Source organism: Quyinboa mangrovi, from assembly GCF_042219825.1.
Classification (GTDB): Bacteria; Bacteroidota; Bacteroidia; order Bacteroidales; family UBA5342; genus JBHJHP01.
The window spans coordinates 210,609-236,390 of record NZ_JBHJHQ010000008.1; the positions used below are offsets into that span (position 1 = coordinate 210,609).

21 protein-coding genes are annotated in these 25,782 nt (G+C 41.5%); 8 read left to right on the top strand and 13 right to left on the bottom strand.

Annotation, left to right across the window (positions count from 1 at the left end):
- Window positions 1–35: 35 nt before the first annotated feature.
- Genes ACE1ET_RS17280 through ACE1ET_RS17290 form a run of 3 tightly spaced genes read right to left on the bottom strand, consistent with a single transcriptional unit; the run spans window position 36 to window position 3,666 of the window.
- Window positions 36–1,895 (bottom strand): Na+/H+ antiporter NhaC family protein, encoded by a 1,860-nt coding sequence (locus ACE1ET_RS17280; protein WP_375729679.1) that lies wholly within the window; start codon window positions 1,893–1,895, stop codon window positions 36–38.
- Window positions 1,892–2,659 carry a 3-deoxy-manno-octulosonate cytidylyltransferase gene (gene kdsB, locus ACE1ET_RS17285; RefSeq protein ID WP_375729680.1) on the bottom strand — a complete coding sequence of 256 codons (768 nt, stop codon included), beginning with the start codon at window positions 2,657–2,659 and terminating at the stop codon, window positions 1,892–1,894. Before kdsB ends, ACE1ET_RS17280 begins: the two co-directional genes overlap by 4 nt.
- A 35-nt stretch (window positions 2,660–2,694) precedes the next feature.
- Complete coding sequence (locus tag ACE1ET_RS17290) at window positions 2,695–3,666, bottom strand: diacylglycerol/lipid kinase family protein (RefSeq protein WP_375729681.1); 972 nt, start codon at window positions 3,664–3,666, stop codon at window positions 2,695–2,697.
- A 120-nt stretch (window positions 3,667–3,786) separates the two neighbouring features.
- Between ACE1ET_RS17290 and ACE1ET_RS17295 the strand changes: the two genes are divergently transcribed.
- The gene (locus ACE1ET_RS17295; RefSeq protein WP_375729682.1) at window positions 3,787–4,080 is read left to right on the top strand and encodes a nucleotidyltransferase family protein; all 294 of its coding nucleotides are present in this window, start codon (window positions 3,787–3,789) and stop codon (window positions 4,078–4,080) included.
- 31 nt (window positions 4,081–4,111) lie between these two features.
- Entirely contained in the window at window positions 4,112–4,390 is a 279-nt protein-coding gene (locus tag ACE1ET_RS17300; RefSeq protein ID WP_375729750.1) for a HepT-like ribonuclease domain-containing protein, read from the top strand.
- Window positions 4,391–4,476: 86 nt separating this feature from the next.
- On the opposite strand, the gene lpdA is transcribed toward ACE1ET_RS17300, so the two are convergent.
- The 3 genes from lpdA to ACE1ET_RS17315 form a co-directional block, all read right to left on the bottom strand.
- Complete coding sequence (gene lpdA, locus ACE1ET_RS17305) at window positions 4,477–5,844, bottom strand: dihydrolipoyl dehydrogenase (RefSeq protein WP_375729683.1); 1,368 nt, start codon at window positions 5,842–5,844, stop codon at window positions 4,477–4,479.
- Window positions 5,845–5,961: 117 nt separating this feature from the next.
- The gene (locus ACE1ET_RS17310) at window positions 5,962–6,294 is read right to left on the bottom strand and encodes a hypothetical protein (RefSeq protein WP_375729684.1); all 333 of its coding nucleotides are present in this window, start codon (window positions 6,292–6,294) and stop codon (window positions 5,962–5,964) included.
- A gap of 8 nt (window positions 6,295–6,302) precedes the next feature.
- Window positions 6,303–6,629: an FtsB family cell division protein gene (locus ACE1ET_RS17315; RefSeq protein ID WP_375729685.1), complete on the bottom strand. Its 327-nt coding sequence runs from the start codon at window positions 6,627–6,629 to the stop codon at window positions 6,303–6,305.
- A gap of 97 nt (window positions 6,630–6,726) precedes the next feature.
- Between ACE1ET_RS17315 and ACE1ET_RS17320 the strand changes: the two genes are divergently transcribed.
- The 4 genes from ACE1ET_RS17320 to ACE1ET_RS17335 are packed head-to-tail and all read left to right on the top strand — an operon-like array spanning window position 6,727 to window position 10,462.
- Complete coding sequence (locus tag ACE1ET_RS17320; RefSeq protein WP_375729686.1) at window positions 6,727–7,356, top strand: DUF5063 domain-containing protein; 630 nt, start codon at window positions 6,727–6,729, stop codon at window positions 7,354–7,356.
- A 3-nt stretch (window positions 7,357–7,359) separates the two neighbouring features.
- Window positions 7,360–7,956, top strand: a complete 597-nt coding sequence (locus tag ACE1ET_RS17325) for a 3'-5' exonuclease (RefSeq protein WP_375729687.1) — start codon at window positions 7,360–7,362, stop codon at window positions 7,954–7,956.
- Entirely contained in the window at window positions 7,940–9,124 is a 1,185-nt protein-coding gene (locus ACE1ET_RS17330) for a class I SAM-dependent rRNA methyltransferase (RefSeq protein ID WP_375729688.1), read from the top strand. Before ACE1ET_RS17325 ends, ACE1ET_RS17330 begins: the two co-directional genes overlap by 17 nt.
- Window positions 9,125–9,136: 12 nt before the next feature.
- Window positions 9,137–10,462 (top strand): DEAD/DEAH box helicase, encoded by a 1,326-nt coding sequence (locus tag ACE1ET_RS17335; RefSeq protein ID WP_375729689.1) that lies wholly within the window; start codon window positions 9,137–9,139, stop codon window positions 10,460–10,462.
- Window positions 10,463–10,618: 156 nt separating this feature from the next.
- Here ACE1ET_RS17335 and recG read toward each other — a convergent pair whose 3' ends face one another.
- The 6 genes from recG to ACE1ET_RS17365 form a co-directional block, all read right to left on the bottom strand.
- Window positions 10,619–12,721 (bottom strand): ATP-dependent DNA helicase RecG, encoded by a 2,103-nt coding sequence (recG, locus tag ACE1ET_RS17340; RefSeq protein WP_375729690.1) that lies wholly within the window; start codon window positions 12,719–12,721, stop codon window positions 10,619–10,621.
- Between the two features lie 294 nt (window positions 12,722–13,015).
- Window positions 13,016–13,450, bottom strand: coding sequence for a hypothetical protein (locus tag ACE1ET_RS17345; protein WP_375729691.1), 435 nt, complete (start codon window positions 13,448–13,450; stop codon window positions 13,016–13,018).
- A 213-nt stretch (window positions 13,451–13,663) separates the two neighbouring features.
- Complete coding sequence (locus tag ACE1ET_RS17350) at window positions 13,664–14,269, bottom strand: response regulator transcription factor (RefSeq protein ID WP_375729692.1); 606 nt, start codon at window positions 14,267–14,269, stop codon at window positions 13,664–13,666.
- A complete protein-coding gene (locus ACE1ET_RS17355; protein WP_375729693.1) occupies window positions 14,256–15,008 on the bottom strand; it encodes a hemerythrin domain-containing protein in 753 nt (250 codons plus the stop codon). The genes ACE1ET_RS17350 and ACE1ET_RS17355 overlap by 14 nt, the downstream gene beginning before the upstream one ends.
- A 114-nt stretch (window positions 15,009–15,122) precedes the next feature.
- On the bottom strand, window positions 15,123–17,492 hold the full coding sequence (locus ACE1ET_RS17360) for a TonB-dependent receptor (protein ID WP_375729694.1): 2,370 nt from the start codon (window positions 17,490–17,492) through the stop codon (window positions 15,123–15,125).
- Window positions 17,493–17,554: 62 nt separating this feature from the next.
- The gene (locus ACE1ET_RS17365) at window positions 17,555–17,911 is read right to left on the bottom strand and encodes a hypothetical protein (RefSeq protein ID WP_375729695.1); all 357 of its coding nucleotides are present in this window, start codon (window positions 17,909–17,911) and stop codon (window positions 17,555–17,557) included.
- 313 nt (window positions 17,912–18,224) lie between these two features.
- Between ACE1ET_RS17365 and ACE1ET_RS17370 the strand changes: the two genes are divergently transcribed.
- Together ACE1ET_RS17370 and ACE1ET_RS17375 are read left to right on the top strand one after the other, a co-directional pair.
- Window positions 18,225–21,338: a SusC/RagA family TonB-linked outer membrane protein gene (locus ACE1ET_RS17370; RefSeq protein WP_375729696.1), complete on the top strand. Its 3,114-nt coding sequence runs from the start codon at window positions 18,225–18,227 to the stop codon at window positions 21,336–21,338.
- A 12-nt stretch (window positions 21,339–21,350) separates the two neighbouring features.
- Window positions 21,351–22,745, top strand: coding sequence for a SusD/RagB family nutrient-binding outer membrane lipoprotein (locus ACE1ET_RS17375; RefSeq protein ID WP_375729697.1), 1,395 nt, complete (start codon window positions 21,351–21,353; stop codon window positions 22,743–22,745).
- A 131-nt stretch (window positions 22,746–22,876) separates the two neighbouring features.
- Here ACE1ET_RS17375 and ACE1ET_RS17380 read toward each other — a convergent pair whose 3' ends face one another.
- Complete coding sequence (locus tag ACE1ET_RS17380) at window positions 22,877–25,648, bottom strand: hybrid sensor histidine kinase/response regulator transcription factor (protein ID WP_375729698.1); 2,772 nt, start codon at window positions 25,646–25,648, stop codon at window positions 22,877–22,879.
- Between the last annotated feature and the right edge of the window lie 134 nt (window positions 25,649–25,782).

A 25,782-nucleotide genomic window follows, 5' to 3' on the forward strand; every position in this document is an offset into this window, starting at 1 on the left:
ATAACCTTAACAGGATTCCATTGGAAACATTATTCTCAAACCACTTTTTTACCCAATAATTTTATGGTAAAATAAATGACAATTATCCCTGCTATCATTAACGGCAAAACAGGTATTCCTATTGCAGAAGGTATGGTTCCGAATAAAATTGCAATTAACCCAACGGTCAACGCATAAGGCATTTGTGACTTTACATGGTTAATATGATGACATCCGCTTGCAAGCGAACTCATAATGGTCGTATCAGAAATCGGGGAACAATGGTCCCCCATAACAGAACCGGCCAAAACAACAGAAACTACATTGGTAAAGATTGCCATGGTATGAACCGGATCAAGGCCGTCGTTGTGGCAGATCAGCCAGGTAGCCGGAAGGATTAACGGATACAAAATGGCCATGGTTCCCCAGGATGAACCGGTTGAAAAGGCAACCAGAGCAGCCATTATAAATGTGATGGCAGGCATCAGCCAGGGTGCCAGTTTAAAATTGATGAGTACTTTAGAAATAAAAGTTGCAGTATGCAACTGAGTTGTTATTTCGGCCAGTGACCATGCCAGAACCAAAACGGTAATAGCCGGCAACATGCTTTTGAATCCATCCAACAGGGCATCCATGGTTTTCTGAAGGGTAAGTATGCGCTGCCCAACCGAGAGAATTACAGCTACGATTACGCCCGCCAATGAAGACCACAAAAGTGCCACAAAGGAATCGGCCTCGCCGATAATTTCTGCAACCCGCTTAAAAAGAGACAGGTCGCTATGCCATATATCAGGATCAAAACCGGTTACAATCAATCCTGCTATGGTCCCAAGAATAATTACCATAACCGGAACGATACCGTTGATCCAATGGGTAGAATTTATGTGCTCCTTTTGATGACGAGATGTTTCAGTGTCCTTTCTGGCCATCTGCTCATACAGATGCATCACACCAAAATCTTTTCGCATTAAGATGATCATCAGAACAAAAATTACCGTGAACACAGGATAAAAAGAATATTTCAGTGAACTTAGAAAAATACTGTAGGCACTCTGGTCAATTCCAACCTGAATGAGCCCTTCTTTAATGTAGCTCAGTTCTGCACCTATCCAGGTAGTTACAAAGGCAATACTGGCAATTGGCGCTGCAGTAGAATCCACAATATAAGCCAGTTTTTCACGCGACACCTTTAGCCTGTCTGTAACCGGTCGCATGGTATTCCCAACCACAAGCGTGTTGGCATAATCATCAAAAAATATGAATACACCCAAAAACCAGGTTATGAGCTGACCCGAACGCGGACTTTTTGCATATTTTGCCAGCCGGTCCACCAGTCCCTGCATACCTCCATTTTTATGGATAATGCTGACCATGCCGCCGATCAGCATCGAAAAAATTATAATAGAAACATGGCCGCTATCTTTCAGAGCATCCACAAAATAAGTGTCAGCTGTAGAAAACAACCCTCTTTGCAAACCTGTCCACAAAGACATATCAGAATAATAATTGATAATAAAGGCTCCGGAAAAAATTCCGAAAAACAGCGAAATATAAACCTCCTTGAATACCAGTGCCAAAAGAATGGCGATCAACGGAGGCAGTACAGAAAGCCATAACGGCACCGGATTTACATCCACCAAAAAGCTTTGTGAGTGTGTCCGCAACCAAACTTTTTCATCTTCCTCAAAAACAATATCCCCTTTTGCTGTATTTCCTTCTACCTTCCAAGCTTCTTCAGCATCATTTATCCTGACAAGAATCGTAGTACCATCCAACGAATCATCCGAGAGTTTAAGTTTAACCGTTGCAGGAATTCCCTCAATTACCGGCCATGGTTTATGAACGTCAACAATGTTTGTCGCGACCCCGGAAAATGAAAAAACGAAAAGAAAAAAGACCGCAAAAAGGTTCCTCATAGCAAGCGTACATCAGGTTGATTATTGACTTTTTCGAGGTCTTCGGGCGTATCAATGCCCATGCTTTGATGGTGGGTTATCCCGGCTTTAATTCTAAAGCCATATTCCAGCCAGCGAAGTTGCTCCAGTGACTCAGCAATTTCAAGCGGTGTTTGTTGCAAACGTGTTATTTTTTCAAGAATATCAGTTCTATACGCATACATTCCTATGTGCATGTAATAGGTATGATTAAACAACCATTCTTTCCTGTCTAATCCACGTTGATATGGCACAACAGAACGACTGAAATAAAGGGCATTCCCATTTTCACCCCGTACCAGCTTAACTTTATTCGGATCGAATAACACCTCATATCCTTCATCTACATTAAATGGTTTGGCCAATGTCGCAATCTCGCATTCCGGATCCTTAAAAAAACCTACCAAAGTCAAAATCTGTTCTTCCTCAATAAACGGCTCATCACCCTGAATATTTATCACCACATCCACCACCTCTCCTTCGCGCTGCATGTATTTACGAACAGCTTCCTGACACCGGTCTGTACCACTTTTATGCCGTTCTGATGTCATCACCACACGTCCACCAAAATCCTCTACCGCCTCAAAAATGCGCATATCGTCTGTAGCAACCACAGCAGGAAAACCGGACTCAACAGCTTTTTCATATACCCGTTGTACCATCGGCTTACCGGCAATAAGCGCCAAAGGTTTACCCGGAAATCGGGTTGATGCGTATCTGGATGGAATAACGATAAGAATATTCATGTTTATCTGGATTATTATTTCAAAAATACGCAGATTTAGTGACTTTTCAATTTTTGCTTCAGGTATTTGTCACTTCCGCAATACACACTGATTCCTTTGGGTATAAGGGATATGGTAAAATTAGATTCCCCCAGCTGCTCGCCATCCACCTCTCCGGGTATCATACGGCGCGATTCAATGCGTACCTCTCTACCGCAAGTAGTCAGCACATGCGGATCTTTTAAAAACGATCCATTATATAATCCGCGGAGGTTTTTCAGAATGCCCCAGACTCCAATCTTCCGAATCAGTGTCATGTTAAATTCACCGTTGTCGGGAACTGCATCCGGAGCCTGCATCATTCCGCCTCCATTAAATTTACCAATGCCAATACTGACGGTAAAGATTGTTTCATTAAAACGCTGCCCGTCAACCTCGAACCGCATCATACATGTTTTATATTTGAGGTAACTGAAAGCCAGGCTCCATAAATACAACCATTTCCCCGACCAACCTTTATCCTTCATGGAATTTACCTTGTCTGCCACAACTGCATCATAACCAAATCCGGCCATGTTGGCAAAAAACCTGGTTTCTGTCGACCCGTTTTTACCCCACGTTACCATCCCTACATCCTGAAGAACAAGATTATCCTGCCGGATCACCTCAATAGATTTTTTGTAATCGTTGGGAATGTCAAATGTCCTGATCCAGTCGTTTCCTGTTCCAACCGGAATCATTGCGAGGCTAACATCATGGGCGCCTTTCACATTTACGCTCATAATACCATTTAATGCCTCATTCAATGATCCGTCGCCACCGATAATTATAAACCTTTTTTGACCCGACTTTACTGCATCACGGGCCAGTTCAATTGTATGTCCCCTATAGTTGGATTCGGCATATTCAAAATCAAAATTATACCTTTTAAGGAGGTTTAAAATCTTTTCTTTATCCTTTTCGCCACGGCGGGCGCCTGCATGAGGATTAAGAATGACAAACCACTTATGGTGTAATGGGGTTGACATAAGGCTTAAAAATATAATTTAATTATGAATTAGAAATGTCCAATGACGAATTATTTTACCACACATAATATTATCTGTTTTTTGTACTTTTGAAATATCGTGAAAACAAAAACTGAAATATTGAAATTTTTAACTGATAATGAAAGGTATTTTTCAGAGACCTTTGGCATAGTCAGAATTGGTTTATTTGGATCTTATCAAAGAGGAGATCAAACTGAAACCAGTGATATTGATTTACTTGTTGAATTTGAACATAATACCCCTGATCTGTTTGACAAAAAAATAGAACTTAAAGAGTTTATAAAACAAAGTCTGGAATTGAATGCAGACATCTGCCGCGAAAAGTATATAAAAAAAAACATTCAGACTTCAGTTTTACAAGAGACGCAATATGCATATAAAAGATCGTCATAAACTTGAAAATATTCTTGATGCCATTGAGTAAATCGAAGCTTATTCTTTAAAATTCAGAGATGCGGATGAATTTAATGCGCAAAATTTAGAATTTGATGCCACTATGATGAATTTTGTTGTTATTGGGGAAATGGTTTCAAAATTATCTGATAAGTTTATTGAAGCTCATGCCCAATTAGAGTGGCATAATATCAAAAGCTTTAGAAATATTGCAGCCCATAATTATTTTGGTATTGATGCTGAAGAAGTTTGGCAAATAATACACAATAAGATACCGGACCTTAAAAACTATATTAAAAGTACGATATAAGAAAAAAACGGACCGCAAATGCGATCCGTTCTTATATATCTGAGATATTAATTCTCTCTAATTCCTAATTGTACATTCACAACTGATTATTTGTGCCCGAAGGCAAATACTGTTTCTCTGAAAATCTCAGAAACAGTTGGATGTGGGAAAATAACTTCTTCCAGTTCTTTCAGGGTCAGTTCAGTTTCAATAGCCATACATGCGCCGTAAATCATTTCAGAACTCGGATTACCAATCATATGAACACCAAGCACTTCACCATATTTCTTTCCTACTAATACTTTGCATAAACCGTTAAAACCTTCGTTTTCCACAATAAAACGACCGGCATACGTCATCGGAAGCTTTTTCACATCATATTCAATCCCTTTCTTCTTGGCTTCGTCTTCTGTAAGACCAACAGCAGAAATTTCCGGATCGGTATAAACAACCGCAGGAATCGCGTTATAACGCATTACATCTTCCCTTCCACTCAGGTTATTTACAACCACCTCTCCTTCGCGGTAAGCGGTATGAGCCAATTGTGAAAATCCGGTTACATCGCCAGCAGCAAATACACCCGGCACGTTGGTACGCATTTTATTATCTACCTTAATACCGCCACGTTCAACTTCTACGCCAAGATTCTCCAGGCCAAATCCCTGAACATTGGCTTTACGGCCAACAGAAAGCAAAATCTTATCCGCAGATACTTTCTGCTCTTTTCCGTCTTTATCTGTAAAAATGACTTCGTTGCCCTTAACCTCCGTCACCTTGCTTTCCAGATGGAATTCAATGCCATTCTTTTCGTATTCTTTCTGCAACATGCTGCTCAGTTCTCCATCCATCGGACCCAGAATTTTGGGTAACATCTCAATGACTGTTACTTTTGTACCAATGGTATTAAAGAAACAACCGAACTCCATCCCAATAACGCCACCACCGATGATCACCAGAGATTCCGGACGTTCCTGAAGTTCAAGAATTTCGCGGTTGGTAAGGATAATATCAGATACGCCATCCACACCTTTGATTGGCGGAATAAAAGCCTCTGATCCTGTACTGATCATAATATTTTTTGCCTGATAATCCGTGCCGTCAGATTCAATATTAAAGGCATCGCCGCTTTTCCCTTTTATGTTGGCAAATGCTTTAATCACGTCAACTTTATTGGCTTTCATTTTGAACCCAACTCCGCCAACAAGTTTCTTTACAACTTTCTGCTTTCTTTTGTAAAGCGTTTCATAATTAAAGCTCACCTCACTGGTCTCAATGCCGAATTTCTTACCTTCCAGCGCTTTATGATAAAGCTTTGCACTGTAAAGCATTGTTTTGGTGGGGATACATCCTTCATTCAGACAGACACCACCTAATTCACGTTTTTCAAACAGAATAACTTTAAGGCCTTTTTCTCCGGCTCTTTCAGCGGCATCATAACCGGCCGGACCACCTCCGATAATTGCTAAATCGTACATATAAAATTTTTTATCTTAAAAACAGAACCATTAATGTATTGTTCAATGAAATATAAGCTATTGCACTTAAAAATTACCTTATCTAAAATTAGTTACCTGATAGCTACAGGAACGTAATTATTTAGAAAATTCGCCTCCTCTGAAACTAACATAAAGTTCGATGAGTGCCGTAAGCAAAACAAAAACGCTCCAACTGTTACTGCCGCGATACATTAAAACTGCCGAAAAGATGAGTGACATACCGCTAAAGATCTGAATCTGCAATAAACGACCACGTATTTTTGTCCGGTTCAGAATAAAACTGAAAACCCGGGACAACGTAAATAAACACGCACCTGCAAGGTACGCATAACTCGCGGTCTGATAATTCGAAATCTTTAGTAAGATGCCGGCTAAAACTAAAAGTGTTGAAAAATAAAAGAGGTTATTGTTGAGCTTTTGCTTGTTCATACGCCATATTAATCTTCAATTACCAGGTAAATATCCTCATTTTTCTTCTTCATCAGATATTGTTCCCTGGCAAATTTTTCCAGTGTTTCCTTATCGCCTTTCAACTCATTCAACATTCGTGTGTTCTCATCAATTTCATTAATGTAATGTTGCTTTTCCTTCTCAAGCTGATTCAGCTTTTGGTTATTTTTAACCCTGCTGACAAGATTGTATTGATCAAAAAACACAATCCAGACAATAAAAAAAGCAGTTGTAAGAACAAATTTATTCTTTACAAACGGAAATATGCGTATAAAAAAATCTTTTACACTCATGGTAATCATTTCATCACTCATGCAAATTTATTTTAATCGTTATGTAATACCATATATAACGACCGGAACTTATAAACAATTTTTCCTACTTTTGTGAAAATTTTTCAACAACACTTCAATGGATGATGTTTTTGAACATATTGTTTATTCAAAGGATGTAGTAGAGTTTGTTACAGTCGCAAACCAGTTCTGTTTGTTCGTGGAACAATCGTCTACACAATCGGCAGATGAGTTTGTGGATAAAGTCGTAAAAATACTTCCATTACTCTATCTTAAGGGCACAATGCTGCCAAAGGTTGATCGCGAATTTGAGGATCCGCTTGAACGCATTGTAACGGAAGAGGACTATATGGCTATCCGCGACTTTATTGAATATTTACTGGGAAAAAGCGATGTCTACCTCGAGGTTTTTCATCCTGAAATAAAATACAGCGATGCCCCGGTTAGGGTAAATATTTCGGAAGATATTGCCGATATTTACCAGGATATTAAAGATTTCATATCGTTGTACCAGATGGGATCAACAGAAATAATGAACGACGCACTGGCCGAAGTTGTTGATAATTTCAGAGAATACTGGGGACAGAAACTGGTAAATGTACTCCGGGCCCTCCACAACCTGAACTATAGTGAAGAACGCATTGAATCGATAGAAGAAGAGGACGACTTTTATAAACGTACTGACGTTAGCAGAAGCTTCGTCGCCAAACGACAGAACGAGTGGCGAAATGAAGAGGAGGATTTTTAACAGATGACTTATCCTGATAGTATTACAAAAGAAGAGTTAAGCAACCTGCCATTATGTGGCTTTGAAGGGAAAGTAGTTGTTGTAGATAACCAGTATCAGATTACTGAAGCACTGGAGCATCTTCAGCGGCACGATTTTATAGGTTTCGATTCTGAAACCAAACCATCGTTTAAAAAAGGTGTGATTAATGATGTCAGCCTGATCCAGTTATCAACACACAATACGTGTTATCTTTTCCGGCTCAATATGACAGGCCTCACAGACGAGCTTCGTGCGCTGATAGAAAATGATCATATCACCAAGATCGGATTATCGTTAAAAGATGATATTCGGGGATTACGCCGTCTGACGGATTTAAAGCCACGGGGATTTATCGATCTTCAGGAAAAAGTTGCAGACTATGGAATTGATGACCGCAGTCTGAAAAAAATAGCGGGTATCGTGCTTAACAAGCGTATCTCAAAAAAACAACGTCTTACCAACTGGGAAAGCGAAATACTAACAGAGGCTCAACAAAGGTATGCAGCTACCGATGCCTGGATCTGCCTCGAAATCTACAAAGAACTCATCAGCACCGAAGAATATGAGCAATTACGCTAAAGTCATTCTTAAGTCCGGCAAGGACCAATCCATAAGACGCTTTCATCCCTGGATTTTTTCCGGAGCCATCAAAAAAATTCTTGGCGAAGTGAAAGAAGGTGATGTGGTTCATGTATACGACAATAAAGATGAATTTCTTGGCATGGGTCACTACCAGCCAGGCTCCATTATGGTGCGCATTTTATCGTTCACTGAAAAAGAACCGGATGATAAATTCTGGTTCAACAAACTGCAACAGGCCTGGGAACTGCGCAAGTCTCTCGGTCTGATTTCTGAAAGCAACAATACGTACCGTTTGGTTCATGCAGAAGGCGATGGACTATCAGGTCTGATCATTGATATGTACAACGGCATTGCGGTTATGCAGTCTCATTCTCTAGGCATGTGGTTGATCCGTGAAAAACTGGCTGCCATGCTTAAAGAGCTGATGGGCGACAATCTGAAAGCCATTTACGATAAATCGGAAAACACACTCCCGTTTATGGCGGGTGCTGATCCGAACAACGCATTTCTGCTGGGTGACAGCACCGAAGATATTGCCATGGAATACGGTCTGAAATTTAAGGTTGACTGGTTAAAAGGGCAAAAAACAGGTTTTTTTGTGGATCAGCGCGAAAACCGGAAATTGCTGGAGAAATATTCTAAAGACCGAGATGTGTTGAACATGTTTTGTTACACCGGAGGCTTCTCTTTTTATGCCATGCGTGGTGGAGCCAACCTGGTGCATTCTGTTGACAGTTCGGCACGTGCCATAGATCTGACCAGGGAGAATGTGGAACTTAATTTCCCGGGTGACAAGAGGCATGATGCTTTTGCGGTGGACGCCTTTAAGTATCTGGAAGATATCAAAGATAAATATGATCTGATTATTCTGGATCCTCCGGCCTTTGCCAAACATAAAAATGTATTACACAATGCACTTCAGGGCTATAAAAAGCTGAACGCCAAAGCATTTGAACAGATCCGCAAAGGAGGTATCATCTTTACTTTTTCGTGTTCGCAGGTTGTAACCCGCGACATGTTCCGCAAAACGGTTTTCACTGCTGCGGCTCAATCAGGTCGCTTTGTACGCATTCTTCATCAACTGGAACAACCTGCTGATCACCCTGTGAATATTTACCATCCCGAAAGCGAGTACCTGAAAGGTCTCGTGCTTTATGTGGAATAAAAACAAATTATTTTGAGATTTGACGAACTGAAATTTGACGATTCTGTACTTGAAGGCATCGACGCCATGGGCTTCGAAACCATGACTCCTGTTCAGGAACAAGCCATGCCTTTTATTATGGATGGACGCGATATGATTGCCTGTGCACAAACAGGAACAGGTAAAACGGCGGCATTTATGTTGCCGGTACTGAATGCTCTGCATAAAAGTCATTCCGACACTAAAGTAAAGGCATTGGTACTGGTCCCCACGCGGGAGCTGGCCATACAGATTGATCAGCAAATCCAGGGATTTGCCTATTTTCTGAACGTATCGGCCCTTGCCATTTATGGTGGAAATGACTCCATGAACTGGGATGTACAGCGTAAAGCCATTACTTCGGGCGTGGATGTTATTGTGGCCACGCCGGGCCGTTTAATACAGCATCTGAACCTGAAATATGTGGACCTTACAGGTGTGGAACACTTTATTCTTGATGAGGCCGACCGTATGCTCGACATGGGATTTTACGACGATATCGTAAAGATCCACAAATACATGCCACAGAAAAAGCAAACGCTCATGTTTTCGGCAACTATGCCTAAAAAGATCCGTGATCTGGCCAAAACAATTTTGTATAACCCGCATGAGATAAATATTGCGATTTCGAAACCTGCTGAAAAGATCATGCAGGTGGCCTACATGCTTTACCCGAACCAAAAAATTCCGTTAGTCAGGCATTTGCTAACCAATAAGGAAATGACGAGTGTTCTGATTTTTTCATCTACCAAGTCAGCTGTAAAAGAGATGGCAATGGATCTTAAACGTCAGAAGCTTAATGCTCAGGCCATCCATTCTGATCTTGAACAAAAAGAACGGGAAGCAATACTCAGGGAATTCAGAAACCGTAAAGTACAAATTCTCGTTGCCACGGATATCCTGGCACGGGGCATTGATATTGAAAATATCGATCTGGTAATGAATTTCGATGTACCATCTGATCCGGAAGATTATGTACACCGTATTGGACGTACAGCAAGGGCTGAAAAAGAAGGCTTGGCCATAACATTTATCACCGAAAAGGACCAGGATAAATTTGCCCGGATTGAACAACTGATTGAACGGGAAATCTACAAAGCTCCGGTCCCTCCTGAATTCGGAGATACACCGGAATATAACCCCAGAAAACGCAGTGGTGGCGGGAACAGAAACTACCGTAAGAAATTTAACAAACCAGGCAACAAAGGCAAGAAACATTTTCATAAAAAGGATAATAAACCAACGCATCCTAATGCCCATCATGGTGACAAAAAACACCAGGGCAAACATCACAAGCCGGATCAGGGAAAAAAGGATTAATGCGGAAATCGGTATAATAAGTCCGGGCTGTAAGCCCAGCTTGATTAAGCCAAAGCAAAACGAGGTGGCGCTTTGGGTATCAGGTGATCCAAATTTTCATCCGCGCTGCCCCGCCTTCGCGGAGCTATGGCAGAGCAAGGAAGGGTAGGTTAACATCTAGGAAATCATGCCCCAGTTAATGCGTTTATATGAAAGTTTAGTGAGCTGTTTGGAGAAAATAATATTGGACTCCTTCTCAAGCAGAGGATCATCATCAAGCACCTTTCCTGCCTCATCACGGGCCAGTTGTAAAATCTGCCCATCCTTTGCCAGGTTGGCAATTTTCAGATCGAATGGCAGTCCGCTTTGCTGCGTTCCTTCCAGATCACCCGGTCCGCGAAGTTTCAGGTCAGCCTCCGCAATTTCAAAACCATCGGTCGTTGCCACCATTGTTTCCAGGCGCTTTCGTCCATCTTCAGAAAGTTTCGGCGATGACACCAGAATACAATAGGACTGCTCTCCCCCACGACCAACTCGACCACGCAGCTGATGCAGCTGGCTGAGGCCAAACCGTTCTGCACTTTCAATCACCATCACAGTGGCATTCGGCACGTCCACACCGACTTCAATCACCGTTGTAGCCACCATTATATGTGTTTCGCCCTTTTTAAACCGCATCATTTCCGCATCTTTTTCCGACGGTTTCATCTTTCCGTGTACCATGCTGATTTTTAAATGCGGAAAATGCTTTTTCATGTATTCATAGCCTTCTTCCAGGTTCTTGTAATCGAGCGCTTCAGACTCCTGGATCAATGGATAAACCATGTAAACCTGCTGCCCCAACGCCACCTGCTTATCAATAAATTCATTAATGGCTTTGCGTTTCTTTTCGTAAAAATGAGCCGTCTTTATGGGCTTGCGACCGGGCGGTAATTCATCAATCACCGACACATCCAGATCGCCGTAAAGAGTCATAGCCAGCGTCCGCGGAATTGGCGTAGCTGTCATCACCAGCACATGTGGCGGAACCGTATTTTTTTTCCATAAGCGTGCCCGCTGAGCCACACCAAACCGGTGCTGCTCATCAATAATTACCAGGCCCAGATTATGAAACTTCACTGTATCTTCTATCAGGGCATGTGTACCAACCAGTATCTGCATCCCGCCGTTCTGAAGTTGTTCATGCAGTATGGTCCGGTCCGATTTTTTAGTACTCCCGGTCAGCAGTCCTACTTTAACATCCATGCCATCCAACATTCCGACCAGCGTATTATAGTGTTGATTTGCCAGTATTTCGGTCGGCGCCATCATGGTGGCCTGATAACCGTTATCCAGTGCGATCAGCATCACCATAAGAGCCACCAGGGTTTTACCACTCCCCACATCACCCTGCAACAGACGGTTCATCTGTTTTCCGGATCCTGCATCCTGCCGAATTTCACGGATTACACGTTTTTGGGCATCTGTCAGTTCGAAAGGGAGACAGGTTTTATAAAAGGTGTTCAGCAGATGACCGACCGTGCTGAAAACATGCCCTTTCATACCTGCAGAGCGCCTGTTTTTTAAGCGCAGAATATTCAACTGAATATAGAACAGTTCCTCAAACTTTAAGCGTTCAGTTGCTTTTGCCAGCTTCTGATGACCCGTTGGAAAGTGAACCTCACGCAGTGCCTCGGTTAAGGTTGGGAAATGATGCTTTTGAATTAACCAGGCCGGTAACGTTTCCGTCAACCTGCTATTCATGGTTTCAAATGCGTTGATCACCAATCCGAGCATGGCTTTGGAATTCAGGAAGCTGCTTTTCATTTTTTCCGTGGTGGGATAAGCTGCCTGCAAGCCTGATGTATAAGCTTTCTTTTCTGCTTCGTCGTATTTTTCCAGTTCAGGATGAACCACATTTACCCTGCCGTTAAAAAGTGAAGGCTTCCCGAACAGAATATAATCCACATCCGTTTTCAATGATTTGGCGATATATTTTATCCCTTTGAACCAGACGAGTTCTATGGATCCGGTATCATCCGAAAAAATGGCATTTAAACGTTGTTTGTATCCTTTTCCGGTTGTATCCATTGTTTTAATCCGGCCAATCAACTGCACATAAGGCATTCCGGCTGTAATTTCCCGGACCTTAAAAAACCGGGAACGGTCAATATATTTATAGGGGAAATAATACAGCAGGTCTTCGATGGTTCCGATTCCGGCTTCCTGTTTCAGGATGATAGCCCGCTTTGGCCCAACTCCTTTTAAATAGGTTATATCTGTTTCGTGCAACTCTGCCATGGTCATGCAAAAAACAAAAATAATTAAAAGACACAAGAATCAAGTCCCGAAAAATACAAATCTATGATTTGATATTTTACGAGGATCCTCGAAAATTGAAGCAATTAAAAATTGCGAATTTTAGGGAACACAAGATTCACAAGAGTACTATCAATATGCAGAGAGTCTTCTGCGAAACTCTGCGCTTTACTCTGCAATCATCTGCGAGAAACAAAATATCTGTTACATCCTTACATCGTCAGGTTCAATAATCCTTTTCATGATGGCGTATAGGTAAACTGTATAGATCGACGGTTATTCTTTGTTCCCGAATCGGTATCGAATTCCCCAGGCCCCCTGGAGCAAACCAAATTCAGCATCCACATCATACGTGGGTTGAAGTTCAACATGCATTGAAAACCGTTTGTATTTTTCCAGTGGAATGAACTGTACGCCAACGGGAAATACTACACCTGTTAACACATTCATGTTTCCGCCAAAACCTACATATACATTATGAAACTCCTTATTAACAACATTAAAGCAGATTACCAGTTCAGGTGTAATATCGTCAAATCCGGTATTACTGTATAATCTGAGTTCAGACCAGAATCTTTCTGAGAAGTTATATGCAAGTCCTGCCTTTGACAGAGAAGAGTTGTAATATGATAAGCTTAACTGAGAATATCCTTTAGCTGAACAGAATAAAACAAAAATAAGTAAGATCAGGATTTTTTTTGAGGTTCTCATACAAACAGTATTATTCAATTGTCACCTACAAATAAAATAATACGAAACCACAAAAACATCACTGAAAACCATTAAAGTATATGTCACTGAAATCAGTGAAAAATCAGATACAAGACTTAAAATATGAATGACAGGATTATATCAATCTTTAATTAACACTTTGCGAAACTCTGCGTTTTACTCTGCGATCATCTGCGAGAAACAAAATATCCGTTACATCCTCACATCGTCAGGTTCAATAATTTTTTTCATGATGGCGTATACTGTCAATCCGGCAATGGTCTTGATGCCAAGTTTTTCGGTAATATTTTTTCGGTGGGTAATCACGGTATTGGCACTTATAAAAAGCTTTTCTGCAATTTCCTTATTGGAATAGCCCTGAGCCACGGCTCTCAACACATCAACTTCGCGGTCACTCAACACATCCGGCATCTCAGAATCTGCAGCAGATTCAGACGCATTAAAAAAGTCCTGCAATTCCTCCAGAACCTCTTTCTGATTATCTGCATTCAACACCTGATATGGTAGTGACTTATCCTTTTTAAGGTCTACACCAATCACCATAATTTTAACCTCAGAATCCAGTTTACGAAGCTTATTTACGCTTTCAGCTTTGGGTTCCGGTAAAATATCATCACTCATGATGAGATAATTCACCGGGTTTTCATGGGAAAGACTTTGAATGATACTTTTAAAATCATTCATCTCTATAATATCCGGTTCATTGCCCAGCACGCTCAGCATGGTTTTAATTCCAAACCGGCACATAAACTGTCCGGAAGCAATAATAAGCGTGTCTTTTTTGTCAGTGTGAACCATTGATCTCCAAAGCGATTTTTTCGAGTAGTTTAACTTTCGGTATCAGAACTTTATCCTCAATACGGGAATGGTCTTCCAGATCCGCTTCCAGTCGAAAGAGTTCTGTCAGCAGTTTCTGACACAGCTCCTTGCATAACAAGGGCGGAAGATACTTAATGATCAGATTCTTCAGATCGCTGAGCTTAACCTCCAGATCTTCATGATTGCGCTCATATTCCTCTATGGGCTCATGATCCAGTTCATTCTTCAGGTGAGGCGGAATCTGTGCATGTTCCACGGCTTCCTCCAGCTCGAGCACATAGGGGAATATATTCTTATCCTCCTCTTCAAGGTGTTTGACGAGTTCTGTCCTGTAGTCCCTGAAAAAATCATTTAACAGTTTAATGTTTTTATGGTTTTCCTCATTGACTGTTTCCTGCATTTTGTCAATATATCCCTGAATCTCAGGAATCTTATCTTTCAGATACCACCGGTGTGTATTGGACAAATATTTAATTATCAGCTTTGCCGGATAATTCTGCAGCTGTTCCTGCGGGAAATACTGATGGTTATGAAAAGAGTTGATGATCTCCAGAAAAAACAGCGCATTGATCCTGTTATCGTGACACACTTCAGAGATCGTTTTATTCCCAAATCCATATTCGATACCAAAGCGGCCAATGATGGGAATTAAGCGGTAATCTCTGTGGATCACATCCGCCATCTTTGTATGTTCTGTAAAAGGTAAAACCGAATTCATTATGTCAACACATTATCAGATTCATAATTAAAACGCTTTGAACTCAAATAAGTTGATCTCAAATGCAAAAGTCATATAAAAAGGATGCTGCCTGAACGAAATTTATCGGGGTGACTACAGCACATTTCCGAATTTTACGCCCACATAAACAGTTCGTGGCGTAACAGGCCCGTACATATAGGCCGGATCGCGGTCTTTTCCCTGGTCAAAATCAGACTGGTATTCATTGAACACATTCTTCACCCCACACAACCATTCCATCCGGGCATTTTTAAGCTGAATCGTATAGCTTATCTTTGCCCCAAAATCGAAAAAAGTCGGCGAAATTCTTAATTCACCAAGATCAGGATCAGTATCCGGACCGAAATACGGCACCAACATTTTCCCTGTGTAATTTCCTGTGGCTGATAAACAAATATTCTTAGCAAAGTCCCAGTCCAGGGCAAAAAATCCGTACTGGTTTGGTGTTCTGAAAAAGCGTGTTTCATTAAATTCCTGTGGTACGTCGTATTCACTTTTCTGAATTGTAAACCCGGATGTCAGTGAAATATCTTCTGCCGGTCTCAACTGGAACTCTACATTTAATCCCGCAACAACAGCGCCATCCTCTGCATTTTTACGCGTATATACCACACGACCTGTTTCATCAGGAATTCCAATTTCATTCACAAACGGATCCTGCAAACGGGTATAAAATCCTTCGAGCAGCAATCCGGTGAATACCTTGCCGACCATCCCGTTATAATCGAGCGATGCCATTACACTGTGGCTTGTTTCCTGCTTCAGATTCGGATCATTAACATTAATGACCTGACGAGAACCGGATGTTTCAATATGCAGGTCTTCATCGAATATCTGTGGCGCACGGTAGCCCTGTGAATAGCTCATGCGTGCCTGCAGATCATTTACAATTTTATACATCAGGCTCAGACGCGGACTGATGACATTGCCGCTTTTCACTTCAGAATCAGCCTTGGCATGATCCTGAATCCTGTAATGATCAAAACGGGTACCAACAGCCACCGTGGCCCTGTTAAGCTTCAATTCGTACTGTGCAAAAGCACCGGTTGTAACGGATGACTGATCCGACACAGTTGTATTTTCGGTATGAGGCACGCTCACGATTGAATCACCCGAAACAACTGCATTGGCATAATCCGGATACCCGAGTTTCTGATCTACCAGGTAACTACCGGTGTTTTCAATACCTGTTACCAAAGATGAATGATCGAAAACGGCCTTATACTGAGCACCAATATTGTACGTACGGTCTTTTGATTTACCATAATCACTTAACGAATAGTTCGCACCATAATACGAATCCCTGTTCAGAAACTGTCCGGATGCAAAGACAGATAGTATATCATACTGCCTGAAATACTGTTCGTATGTAATCGCTGCTGTTTTCAGATCGTGTGAAACTGCTTCGGCCACATCACGCTCATGCAGCGGATAATCCTGTTTGTTTCCACCTTCGCGGTTTTCATTGATGGTAAAAAAATCGAGGGCTACTTTGTTACGGAATCCCAGCTTTTGGAACAGACGTGCACCCAATGTGAGGTTTTTCATAGGAGCCAGCTCGGAATATCCGTCCCCGTTGGCATCAAACATCTGGCGATCGCGTGAAAAACCATAAATGGCCAGTCCGGTTCTCTGATCTTCTGAAACCAGTGAAGAATTGAAATTTATGGAATACTCCTGCGCTGCACCGCCGGATCCGTTTATCCCTACACCGGTCATGGTATAGTTTGAACCGACTTCATAAGCGTTACGAACCGGATCTTTCAGAATCAGGTTTATGGTTCCGGCAATGGCATTACTGCCAAACAGTGCTGAACCACCTCCACGCACCACCTCAACTTTTTCGATCATGTTCGACGGAATCAGCTCCAGACCATAAACTCCGGCCAGTCCGCTGAATATAGGACGACTATTTATCAGTATCTGTGAATACGGCCCTTCCATTCCATTCATGCGAACCTGTGTAAAACCACAGTTCTGACAGTTGTTTTCCAGACGTAATCCGGGACAGAAATTAAGGGATTCGCTCAGCGTAACAGATTGCGTGGTATTGAATAGTTTTGGCGAAAGGGTATTTACAATGACCGGTGCGTCGGTCCGTTTCATCGCGCTGCGGTCAGCCGATACCACCAGTTCATGTAAGTCCAGAACATCTTCTTCAAGATCAAACCTGATCTCAGTTTTTTCGTTGGGCCTCGTTATCACCGTTCTTTCCTGAGGCTTATAACCCACAATGCGTGTTACTATGGTCAATTCACCAACAGGCAAATCCTCCAGTTCATAAAATCCGGTTGCATCGGTAAGTGTGCCAACTGTACTCCCTTTCACAGCCACTGATGCAAAAGGTATTTCGTTTTCTCCTGAGGTTACCCGGCCTTCGATACTGGCAGATGCTTTAGTATTTTCAGCCATAGCCATATTTAATCCGACTGACAATACAGCCAGTAATACAATACGTTTCATGATTACATTTAAATCGTTAGTAATAAATTAGGATCAGCATAAATGCTGAAAAAGAGAATATGTCAGGTAAAGCTTGGAGGAGCTCTGCCCAATACGGAAGCAGAAAATGGTGTCATTACATTTCTGAACAGATCGGCTAAACGAATCAGATGCGTTTTCGCAATCTGTGCAAATGCAAAGCTTAGAAGCACAAAGAATAAAAGGTGAAGGTGATGCAGCATCATAAAATCTACCGATGTATGATGATGTGTTTTAAACGGTGTTTGTTCTGTTGTTTTATTGTATGGATGAGCATGTGTGATTACAGTTCCGTCAGGCAACTTATGTGTATGCAGGTATACCGTTTGGGTTACCACATACATGGTAAATGCTGCAAGCAAAAAACAGGAGATGGCTCTATGTAACGCTTTAACTCTCATCCTTTAAGATTTCACTACAAAGATAGAGCGCGTATTCCCGTTGGAAATACCAAGATGTTATGATTTTTTACCGAGAGCTTCACGCTTCGATTGCTTAGCGAGGGTTTCGTTACAAACGAAGCCCTCGCTTGTCGCGCAGTTCTCAAATCAACCAAATACCTGTTTAGCAGTACAAACAGCAATTCACAATCAGGGTAAGCCCATAATCAAGGTACAATAACTGTATACGTATCAAAAAAGACCGCACGCTGATATAACCTCTGCAATATCAATAGGTTAACTAATTTTAACAGTTAACTTAAAAAAACGAGACATGCGACTAAAGACCTTTTTACTCCTATTAGGAATTCTGATGTCCTTTACATTTAAAGGACAGGTAAGGACTGTTACAGGTGTTGTTACTTCTGCGGAAGACAATTCACCTATACCAGGTGTAACAGTAGTTTTGGAAGGCACCTCTTCCGGCTCCATCACTGATATTGATGGGAAATATTCCATTGAGGTACCTGCCAATGCAAAAGTCCTGGTGTTTTCATTTGTGGGAATGGAGACACAATACGTAGATGTAAGCAGTAAAACCGTTTTAAACGTGACCCTGCAACCAGCCAACATCAACATTGAAGAACTCGTAGTCACTGCTATGGGGATTAAGCGTGAAGCCAAAGCATTGGGTTACGCCACCTCCCAGGTTTCATCTGATGACATTATGAAATCAGGCGAGCAGAATGCCATTCAGGCCTTGTCCGCCAAAGCTTCAGGGGTTCAGGTGGTAAGTTCTGCCGGCGTACCGGGAGCTTCCAGTAAGATCATCATCCGCGGAAGTTCGTCGTTTACCGGCAATAACCAGCCGTTGATTGTTGTAGATGGTGTTCCTATTGACAATTCCACCATTCAGACTGTTGCCGGAGACAACCCTTACAACAAGGACCTGGAAGGTGTAGACCCGTCAAACGGTGCGCTGGACATTAACCCGGCTGATGTGGCAAGTGTAACCATACTTAAAGGTCCGGCTGCAGCAGCGCTGTATGGTGTAAGGGCAGCAAACGGCGCCATTGTTTACACGACCAAACGCGGATCCAAGGGTAAAATCAGGGCATCATACGATTATTCCCTGGAATTATCTGAGGTGAACAAACTTCCCGAATTTCAGAATGTGTATTCACAGGGCAGCAATGGAGAATTCGGTATGGATACGTATGTGAGTTGGGGTGCCAAACTATCAGACTTAGGCATTCAGCCAACAGATAATGTCGATAACTTTTTTCAGACTGGCATATCACACATTCATAACTTTTCGGTATCCGGAGGTGACGAAAAAGGTTCCGTCAGATTATCCATTGGTAATTCAAGCCTCGAAGGAATTGTACCAAATACGTATTACGACCGTACATCTGTACGTTTAACCGGCGATGCCGATGTGGCTCCAGGCTTAAAAATAAACGGAACCGCGGCATATGTTAAATCCGGAGGAAACAAAGCACAAAAAGGTAGTAACCTCGCCGGTCTTATGCTTTCATTATTCAGAACACCGGTGAGCTATAATCTGAACGATCCGGCAGAAGGCGGTTATGAAACGCCCGAAGGCGTTCAAAGAAAGTACATCGACTACTTTGACAACCCGTATTGGTCAGCTTATAACAACACGTTCAAAAACAGCCAGGACAGGTTTATGGGAAATACCGGTTTCAACTACAATTACAAATGGCTGACCCTGGATTATAAAGTAGGAATTGACTTTTATACGGATTCCAGGAAGGGAATAATCGCACTGGGTTCAAACGGTGGAGACGCAGGTGATGGCTTAGGTGAAGTAACGGAAAACATGAAACGCAACCGCGAATTCTACTCCAACTTTATCCTCTCCGCAAAACACAAATTCGGGAAAAATTTACTGGGGAATTTAAGTCTGGGTCATAACCTGAATGAACAGTTCTACCAGAACCTGTTCGGAAGAGCGAGGAATCTGTCTGCGCCTGACTTTTATAACCTGAGCAATGGCTCCGACCTTTACAGTTACGAAGAACAATATACTGTAAGAACAGCAGCATTATTTTTTATCGCAGATCTGGAATGGCAGGATATGTTATTCCTGAATGTGACCGGACGAAATGAATGGGCATCAACCCTGGGTAGTGCGAAAAAAGATTTCTTCTATCCTTCTGTTACCGGTTCATTTGTATTCTCTGAAGTATTACCGGAAAACAATATCCTCAGTTTTGGTAAAGCCAGACTTGGCTGGGCAAAAGCAGGGAACAATCCCCAGGCTTATAAATATACGTATGAAGCGTACCGAACTCAGACCTATTATACGCAACCTTCTGTAGCAGCCGGTATGACAAACGGTCTGGGCTGGCCTTACCTTGGTCAGAACGGATTTACAAGAGCGGCAACCATGGGTAACGATGAGTTGCGACCAGAGTTGACTACAGGTATTGAAGGTGGTCTCGACCTACGGTTCTTTAACGGAAGGCTTTACACTGACATTACTTATTATCATCAGACCACAACAGATATTCTGGTTCAGCGCCCGATTGCCTCAACCTCAGGCTACCAGTACATCTGGGAGAACTCCGGAGAAATGGTAAACAAAGGTATAGAGCTCACGCTAGGTATAACACCGGTTAAATCAGCTCAGTTCCGCTGGGACATTATTGGCAACTTCAGCCGAAACGTTAATGAAGTTCTTAAACTGAACGATGCCGTTGATGCTGAAGGCAATCCCGTGGTCAAAGAAATTGAGATAGAATCAGCATTTACCGGATTCGGTTCATATGCAATTGTTGGAAAACCTTACGGTGCGTTGTATTCCGATATGTGGTTACGCGATGATAATGGACTGATGGTCTGTGATGCTGAAGGGTATCCTATTATCGCTGATAACAGAGGCTATGTTGGAAACCCGTTTCCTGACTGGATGGCCAATATCCGGAATACATTTCAGTATCAGAATCTGAGTCTCAGCTTCCTGCTGGATATTCGTCAGGGTGGCGATCTGTGGGGTGGCACCATCGCCCGTTTAAACCAGATAGGACGTACAGCTATCACAGCCGACCGCGAAGGAACAATCATCGTGGAAGGTGTGAAAGAAGATGGCACTCCTAACGATGTTCCCATCACCAAGGAGGATTATTACCGCTATGTACTTGGGGATTGGGGACCCGGTGAAAATGCGCGTTACGACGGATCATGGATCCGGTTACGCGACCTTTCCCTGTCGTATAAATACCGTACAAAAGGCGCTGTTTCAAACTACATTAAAGACATCACACTCACAGCAACAGGTCGTAATTTATGGTTAAAAACCGATTATCCCGGTGTTGACCCTGAAACAAGCCTGACCGGTGCCGGATCGAATCTGAATGGTTTCGATTACTTCAATATGCCAGGTACCAAATCATATCTGTTCAGTGTAAAAGTAAACTTTTAAAAAACCGCACATATGAAAATCTTAAAATTCACAATAGGAATAGTTTGTGCTTTGGCACTCACTACAGGATGTACAGAGAGTTACATCGAAGGATACGATGTTTCGCCCAATGACCCGTCTGTGGTACCTGAGGCGAACCTGCTAACGGCTGCCGAGGTTGCCCTGTTCGGAAATGTAACAGGTGAAATGGCCCGCGAAACATCTGTTTTCATGCAAAGCCAGGCTGGCTTAAAAGACCAGTCCCTGGAGGAACATGCGCGCTACCGGATCTTTGAAGGCGACAACCAGAACGACTGGGAATCCATCTATACCGATTGGCTTGATCCGGCCTGTGACCTTATCGACAAGGCAGAAGGTGTAAATCCGTATTACAAAGGAATAGGTTTGATCCTGAAAGCCTGGGCCGGTGCTTACACCAGCGACATTTGGGGAGATATTCCGTTTTCTCAGGCCATTAAGGGACTGGAAAACCTGAATCCGGAATACGATACACAGGAAATGGTTTATCAACAGGCCCAGAACCTATTGAGTCAGGCCATTACAGAATTGAGTAAACCAGAAAGTGCTAACCTGCTTCTTCCCGGGTCGGATGACCTCATTTTCGGAGGAGATGCAGAGAAATGGATTAAACTGGCATGGACACTTAAGGCACGCTACTTCAACCGGGTCAGTAAACACTACGCCTACAGTGCAGACAGTGTACTTTATTGTCTGCAGTTTGGGATGACAGAGGAAGCTGATAATGCCATGGCTGTTTTTGGTGAAACGGCAAACAATGCCAACCAGTGGTATGCCTTTTATGTGTTACGTCCCGGATATATGGGCATGGGAGCCTACCTGGTAGACCGGCTCAAAGCGAATAGCGACCCAAGATTACCATTTTACTGTGCTGAAGATGCCAACGGGAATTACACCCCTTCTGGAATTGACACGCGTACACCTGTACTCGAAGCCAGTGAAATTGGTCCGCTGTTTAACGCTTCCGCCCAACCGGTTCCTTTGGTCACATCTTTTGAAGTCAAATTCCTGGAAGCCGAAGCTCTGTTAAGAAAAGGAAGTAACGACCTGGCAGCCCAGGCTTGTAACGATGGAATAAAAGCATCTGTTTTATGGGCTACAGGAGCTGATGCCCCGGAAGAATTTGTTACTGCCATAGCTTCTCTGACCGCTACAGACATCAATCTTGAGACGATCATCCTTAATAAATATGATGCCATGTTTACACAGCTGGAAGTATGGACAGACTGGCGCAGAACAGGTTATCCGGTTCTTACTCCTAATCCCGATCCGCTCGCCAATCAGAACGGTATACCTTTCCGATACCCGACCTGTATCAGCGAACGTAACTATAACAGCAACGCCATAGTCGTAAACAACAACTATATCAAACCCTGGTTTGCAGAGTAGGAAACACACGAAAGGGCACTTAATCGTGCCCTTTCATATTTATAACCACTTACAGGTAAAGCTTATCTACTGTAATAATCTGGTGTTGAATGTCCCTTTGAATTTATGCAAGAATTAGACAGAACCAGTAATTACTTCCCTTTCTCAAATTCGCTGGGTGAAATCCCAAACTGATCCTTAAAACATTTCGTGAAATATGATGGTGATGAAAAACCTACTTCATAGGCAATCTCAGAAATAGTTTTCCCACTTGTTTTAATCAGATTTAATGATAATTTCAATTTCACGGAGCGAACAAATTCGCTGACTGACATCCCGGTCAACTTTTTAATCTTTCTATAAACATGAACTCTTGAAAGACCCAACCTTTGACTTAATTCTTCTACAGTTAACTCTTCTTTTTCGAGATGTTCTTCAACTATTTGTGAGATTTTATTGAGAAATTTACGATCAAGTTTAGAAAGATCGCTATCGTTTTCTTCAATTAGCAACTGACCTTTATAACGTTCCTGTATTTTTTCTCGAAGTTCTAGTAACTTTTTTACCCTGATTTGCAAATGTTTACTGTTAAACGGTTTGGGGATGTATGAATCGGCACCTTCTTCCAGACCTTCAAACTTTTGCTCTTGTGAAGCCCTTGCTGTAAGGAGAATAATAGGGATATGACAGGTTTTTAAATCATTCTTCAGGGTGCGGGTTAGTTCCATTCCATCCATTTCAGGCATCATAACATCGCTAATAATAATGTCAGGTTCATCTTCACGTATCAGATCAAGAGCCTTTTTACCATTTTCAGCTTCTATAATATTGTAATAATAGTTCAAACTATCTTTTATATATTCACGTACATCTTTTTCGTCTTCAACTAAAAGAATAGTTTGCTTTTCACCAAAATCAACTTCAATATTTTTTTCTTCATTGTCCAGAACCGGATTAATATAGATTTCGTCACGTCTTTTAGGTTTGTGACCCACTGGGCGATTTCCCGATGATTTAATTTTTACCTGTTCGGTAAGATGCTTATCGCCCACCGGCAATCGAATGATAAAGATTGTTCCTTCCCCTAATTTACTTTTAACGTTAATATCTCCATGATGGAGGTCAACAAACTCTTTTGAAAGTGAAAGTCCTAATCCAGTTCCCATATTTCCAGATGAGTTTTCAGCCTGATAAAAACGATCAAAGATATGATCAATTTGATCAGTTGGAATACCGCTACCTGTATCAGAAACTTTAATTTCTATTTCCTGATTCCAAATCTTATTTATCAAGGGTTTTGAAACCTTTAAACTGATCTTTATTGTTCCATTGACTGAAGTGAATTTAATTGCATTTGAGAGCAGGTTAAAGATAACTTTATCAAGTTTGTCATAGTCAAACCATACATTTAAGCTACTTTTTTCAGAGTCAAACAGGAGCGATATCTGCTTCTTTTCGGCCAAATCAGAAAAAGATGTTATAATTTCACGCAAAAAATCAACAATGTCATAATTTGCTGCATGTAATTGCATTTTACTGTTTTCAATTTTCCTGAAATCCATCAATTGATTGATCATGTGTAACAGACGAAGTGAATTTCGGTGCATCATAGAAACCTGCATTCTAAAACGTTCTGGAATGTCTGCGGAATCGATCATATTCTCCAATGGACCTAGTATAAGAGTGAGTGGTGTTCTAAACTCATGAGAAATGTTGGTAAAGAATCGAAGTTTGGCTTGTGTTGCCTCTTCCAGTTCATCAGTTAATCTGAGGAGTTCTGTATTTTGAGAAGAAATCTCATTTTTTTGCTTTTCCAGATTAATATTTGATTGTTTGAGCTTCTTATTTGCAGAAAGATACATAACAAGTAAAACAATCATTACAATAAATAAAACCGCTAGAACAAACAGAAGTACTTGCTGAACATGGTATCTTCCGTTTAATATCTTCAGCATGTTCATTGATTTATTAATATCTGTTTGTAGCTCCGAGATATTTTGAAATTGACGACGGGTAATTTTAACATTCGATTCATCTACAATTGTTGAGGGAAGGGAATTGTATTTTTCAAATGGTTCTCCATGAAGAATTTTTGATGCTAACAGTATAGACTCTTTTCCTCCGGTTGGGTAAATTATTGTTGCAGTTAAAGTTCCGTTTTCAACCATTTCAATTCCACCATTCGGAGTTGGTAGTCCATCCACCCCAACTATAATTAAATTGGACGAATAGTTATTTTTTTTCAGCACTTCAACCGCATTAATAGCAAGATCATCGTTAAATGCAAATATTGCATCTATGTTGGGATGTTGTTTTAACCCAGATGGCAAACTGTCAGAAATAATTTTTTCATTCCAAAAAGAATGGATCTTGTAAACATTAATTAAGTCCGGATATTTATCAAGACCATCATTGAAACCTTTGCTCCTTTCTACGGCGGCGGATATTGTTTGAGCCCCCTGGATTTCCAAGGTCTTACCCGTGTAATTTAATTTTCTTGCAATATATTCGGCCGCAAATTGTCCTATTTCATAATTGTCTCCACCAACGTATGCGGTAAAGCTTTCTGAATCTATTCGACGATCAATCAGAATAACCGGTATACCTTTTTGATATACCTTTTCAATTGCCTTTTGTACAGGATTGATTTCATTGGGTGAAACAATTAAAAGATCAATGTCCATATTCATAAGTTCATCGATCTGTCTTATTTGCATTTCACTATTGTCTAACGCTTGCTTTACGATAATTGACAAATCCGGATGAAATAGCAATTCTCTCTCCATCTCAGATTCCATTTTAAGTCGCCAGTTATCTCTTTGCCCACACTGCGAAAAACCAATAGTAAATTTTTCTTTCGATGAAAGACTAAAGAATGAGAAGAAAAAGATGAAAAGAAATATGGTCGATAGTTTCTTCGTCATTTAATTTTGTTCTCTTATAATGCTTTGTGAAAATAATAATTTTAAACGATTAACAGCCCGATTGACCTGATAAAATGTAAAAAGAATTGATTTAACCAAGACGTATGTATCATATGTGATATTCATGTAACATA

Bases quoted from the DNA above. Each gene is read 5' to 3' on its own strand.
- ACE1ET_RS17370 (WP_375729696.1), top strand. From the start codon at position 18,225: ATGCGACTAAAGACCTTTTTACTCCTATTAGGAATTCTGATGTCCTTT.
- ACE1ET_RS17320 (WP_375729686.1), top strand. From the start codon at position 6,727: ATGGATGATGTTTTTGAACATATTGTTTATTCAAAGGATGTAGTAGAG.
- ACE1ET_RS17330 (WP_375729688.1), top strand. From the start codon at position 7,940: ATGAGCAATTACGCTAAAGTCATTCTTAAGTCCGGCAAGGACCAATCC.
- ACE1ET_RS17365 (WP_375729695.1), bottom strand. From the start codon at position 17,911: ATGAGAGTTAAAGCGTTACATAGAGCCATCTCCTGTTTTTTGCTTGCA.
- recG (WP_375729690.1), bottom strand. From the start codon at position 12,721: ATGGCAGAGTTGCACGAAACAGATATAACCTATTTAAAAGGAGTTGGG.
- ACE1ET_RS17350 (WP_375729692.1), bottom strand. From the start codon at position 14,269: ATGGTTCACACTGACAAAAAAGACACGCTTATTATTGCTTCCGGACAG.
- lpdA (WP_375729683.1), bottom strand. From the start codon at position 5,844: ATGTACGATTTAGCAATTATCGGAGGTGGTCCGGCCGGTTATGATGCC.
- ACE1ET_RS17375 (WP_375729697.1), top strand. From the start codon at position 21,351: ATGAAAATCTTAAAATTCACAATAGGAATAGTTTGTGCTTTGGCACTC.
- ACE1ET_RS17345 (WP_375729691.1), bottom strand. From the start codon at position 13,450: ATGAGAACCTCAAAAAAAATCCTGATCTTACTTATTTTTGTTTTATTC.
- ACE1ET_RS17310 (WP_375729684.1), bottom strand. From the start codon at position 6,294: ATGAACAAGCAAAAGCTCAACAATAACCTCTTTTATTTTTCAACACTT.
- ACE1ET_RS17315 (WP_375729685.1), bottom strand. From the start codon at position 6,629: ATGAGTGATGAAATGATTACCATGAGTGTAAAAGATTTTTTTATACGC.
- ACE1ET_RS17290 (WP_375729681.1), bottom strand. From the start codon at position 3,666: ATGTCAACCCCATTACACCATAAGTGGTTTGTCATTCTTAATCCTCAT.
- ACE1ET_RS17280 (WP_375729679.1), bottom strand. From the start codon at position 1,895: ATGAGGAACCTTTTTGCGGTCTTTTTTCTTTTCGTTTTTTCATTTTCC.
- ACE1ET_RS17360 (WP_375729694.1), bottom strand. From the start codon at position 17,492: ATGAAACGTATTGTATTACTGGCTGTATTGTCAGTCGGATTAAATATG.
- ACE1ET_RS17325 (WP_375729687.1), top strand. From the start codon at position 7,360: ATGACTTATCCTGATAGTATTACAAAAGAAGAGTTAAGCAACCTGCCA.
- ACE1ET_RS17355 (WP_375729693.1), bottom strand. From the start codon at position 15,008: ATGAATTCGGTTTTACCTTTTACAGAACATACAAAGATGGCGGATGTG.
- ACE1ET_RS17380 (WP_375729698.1), bottom strand. From the start codon at position 25,648: ATGACGAAGAAACTATCGACCATATTTCTTTTCATCTTTTTCTTCTCA.
- kdsB (WP_375729680.1), bottom strand. From the start codon at position 2,659: ATGAATATTCTTATCGTTATTCCATCCAGATACGCATCAACCCGATTT.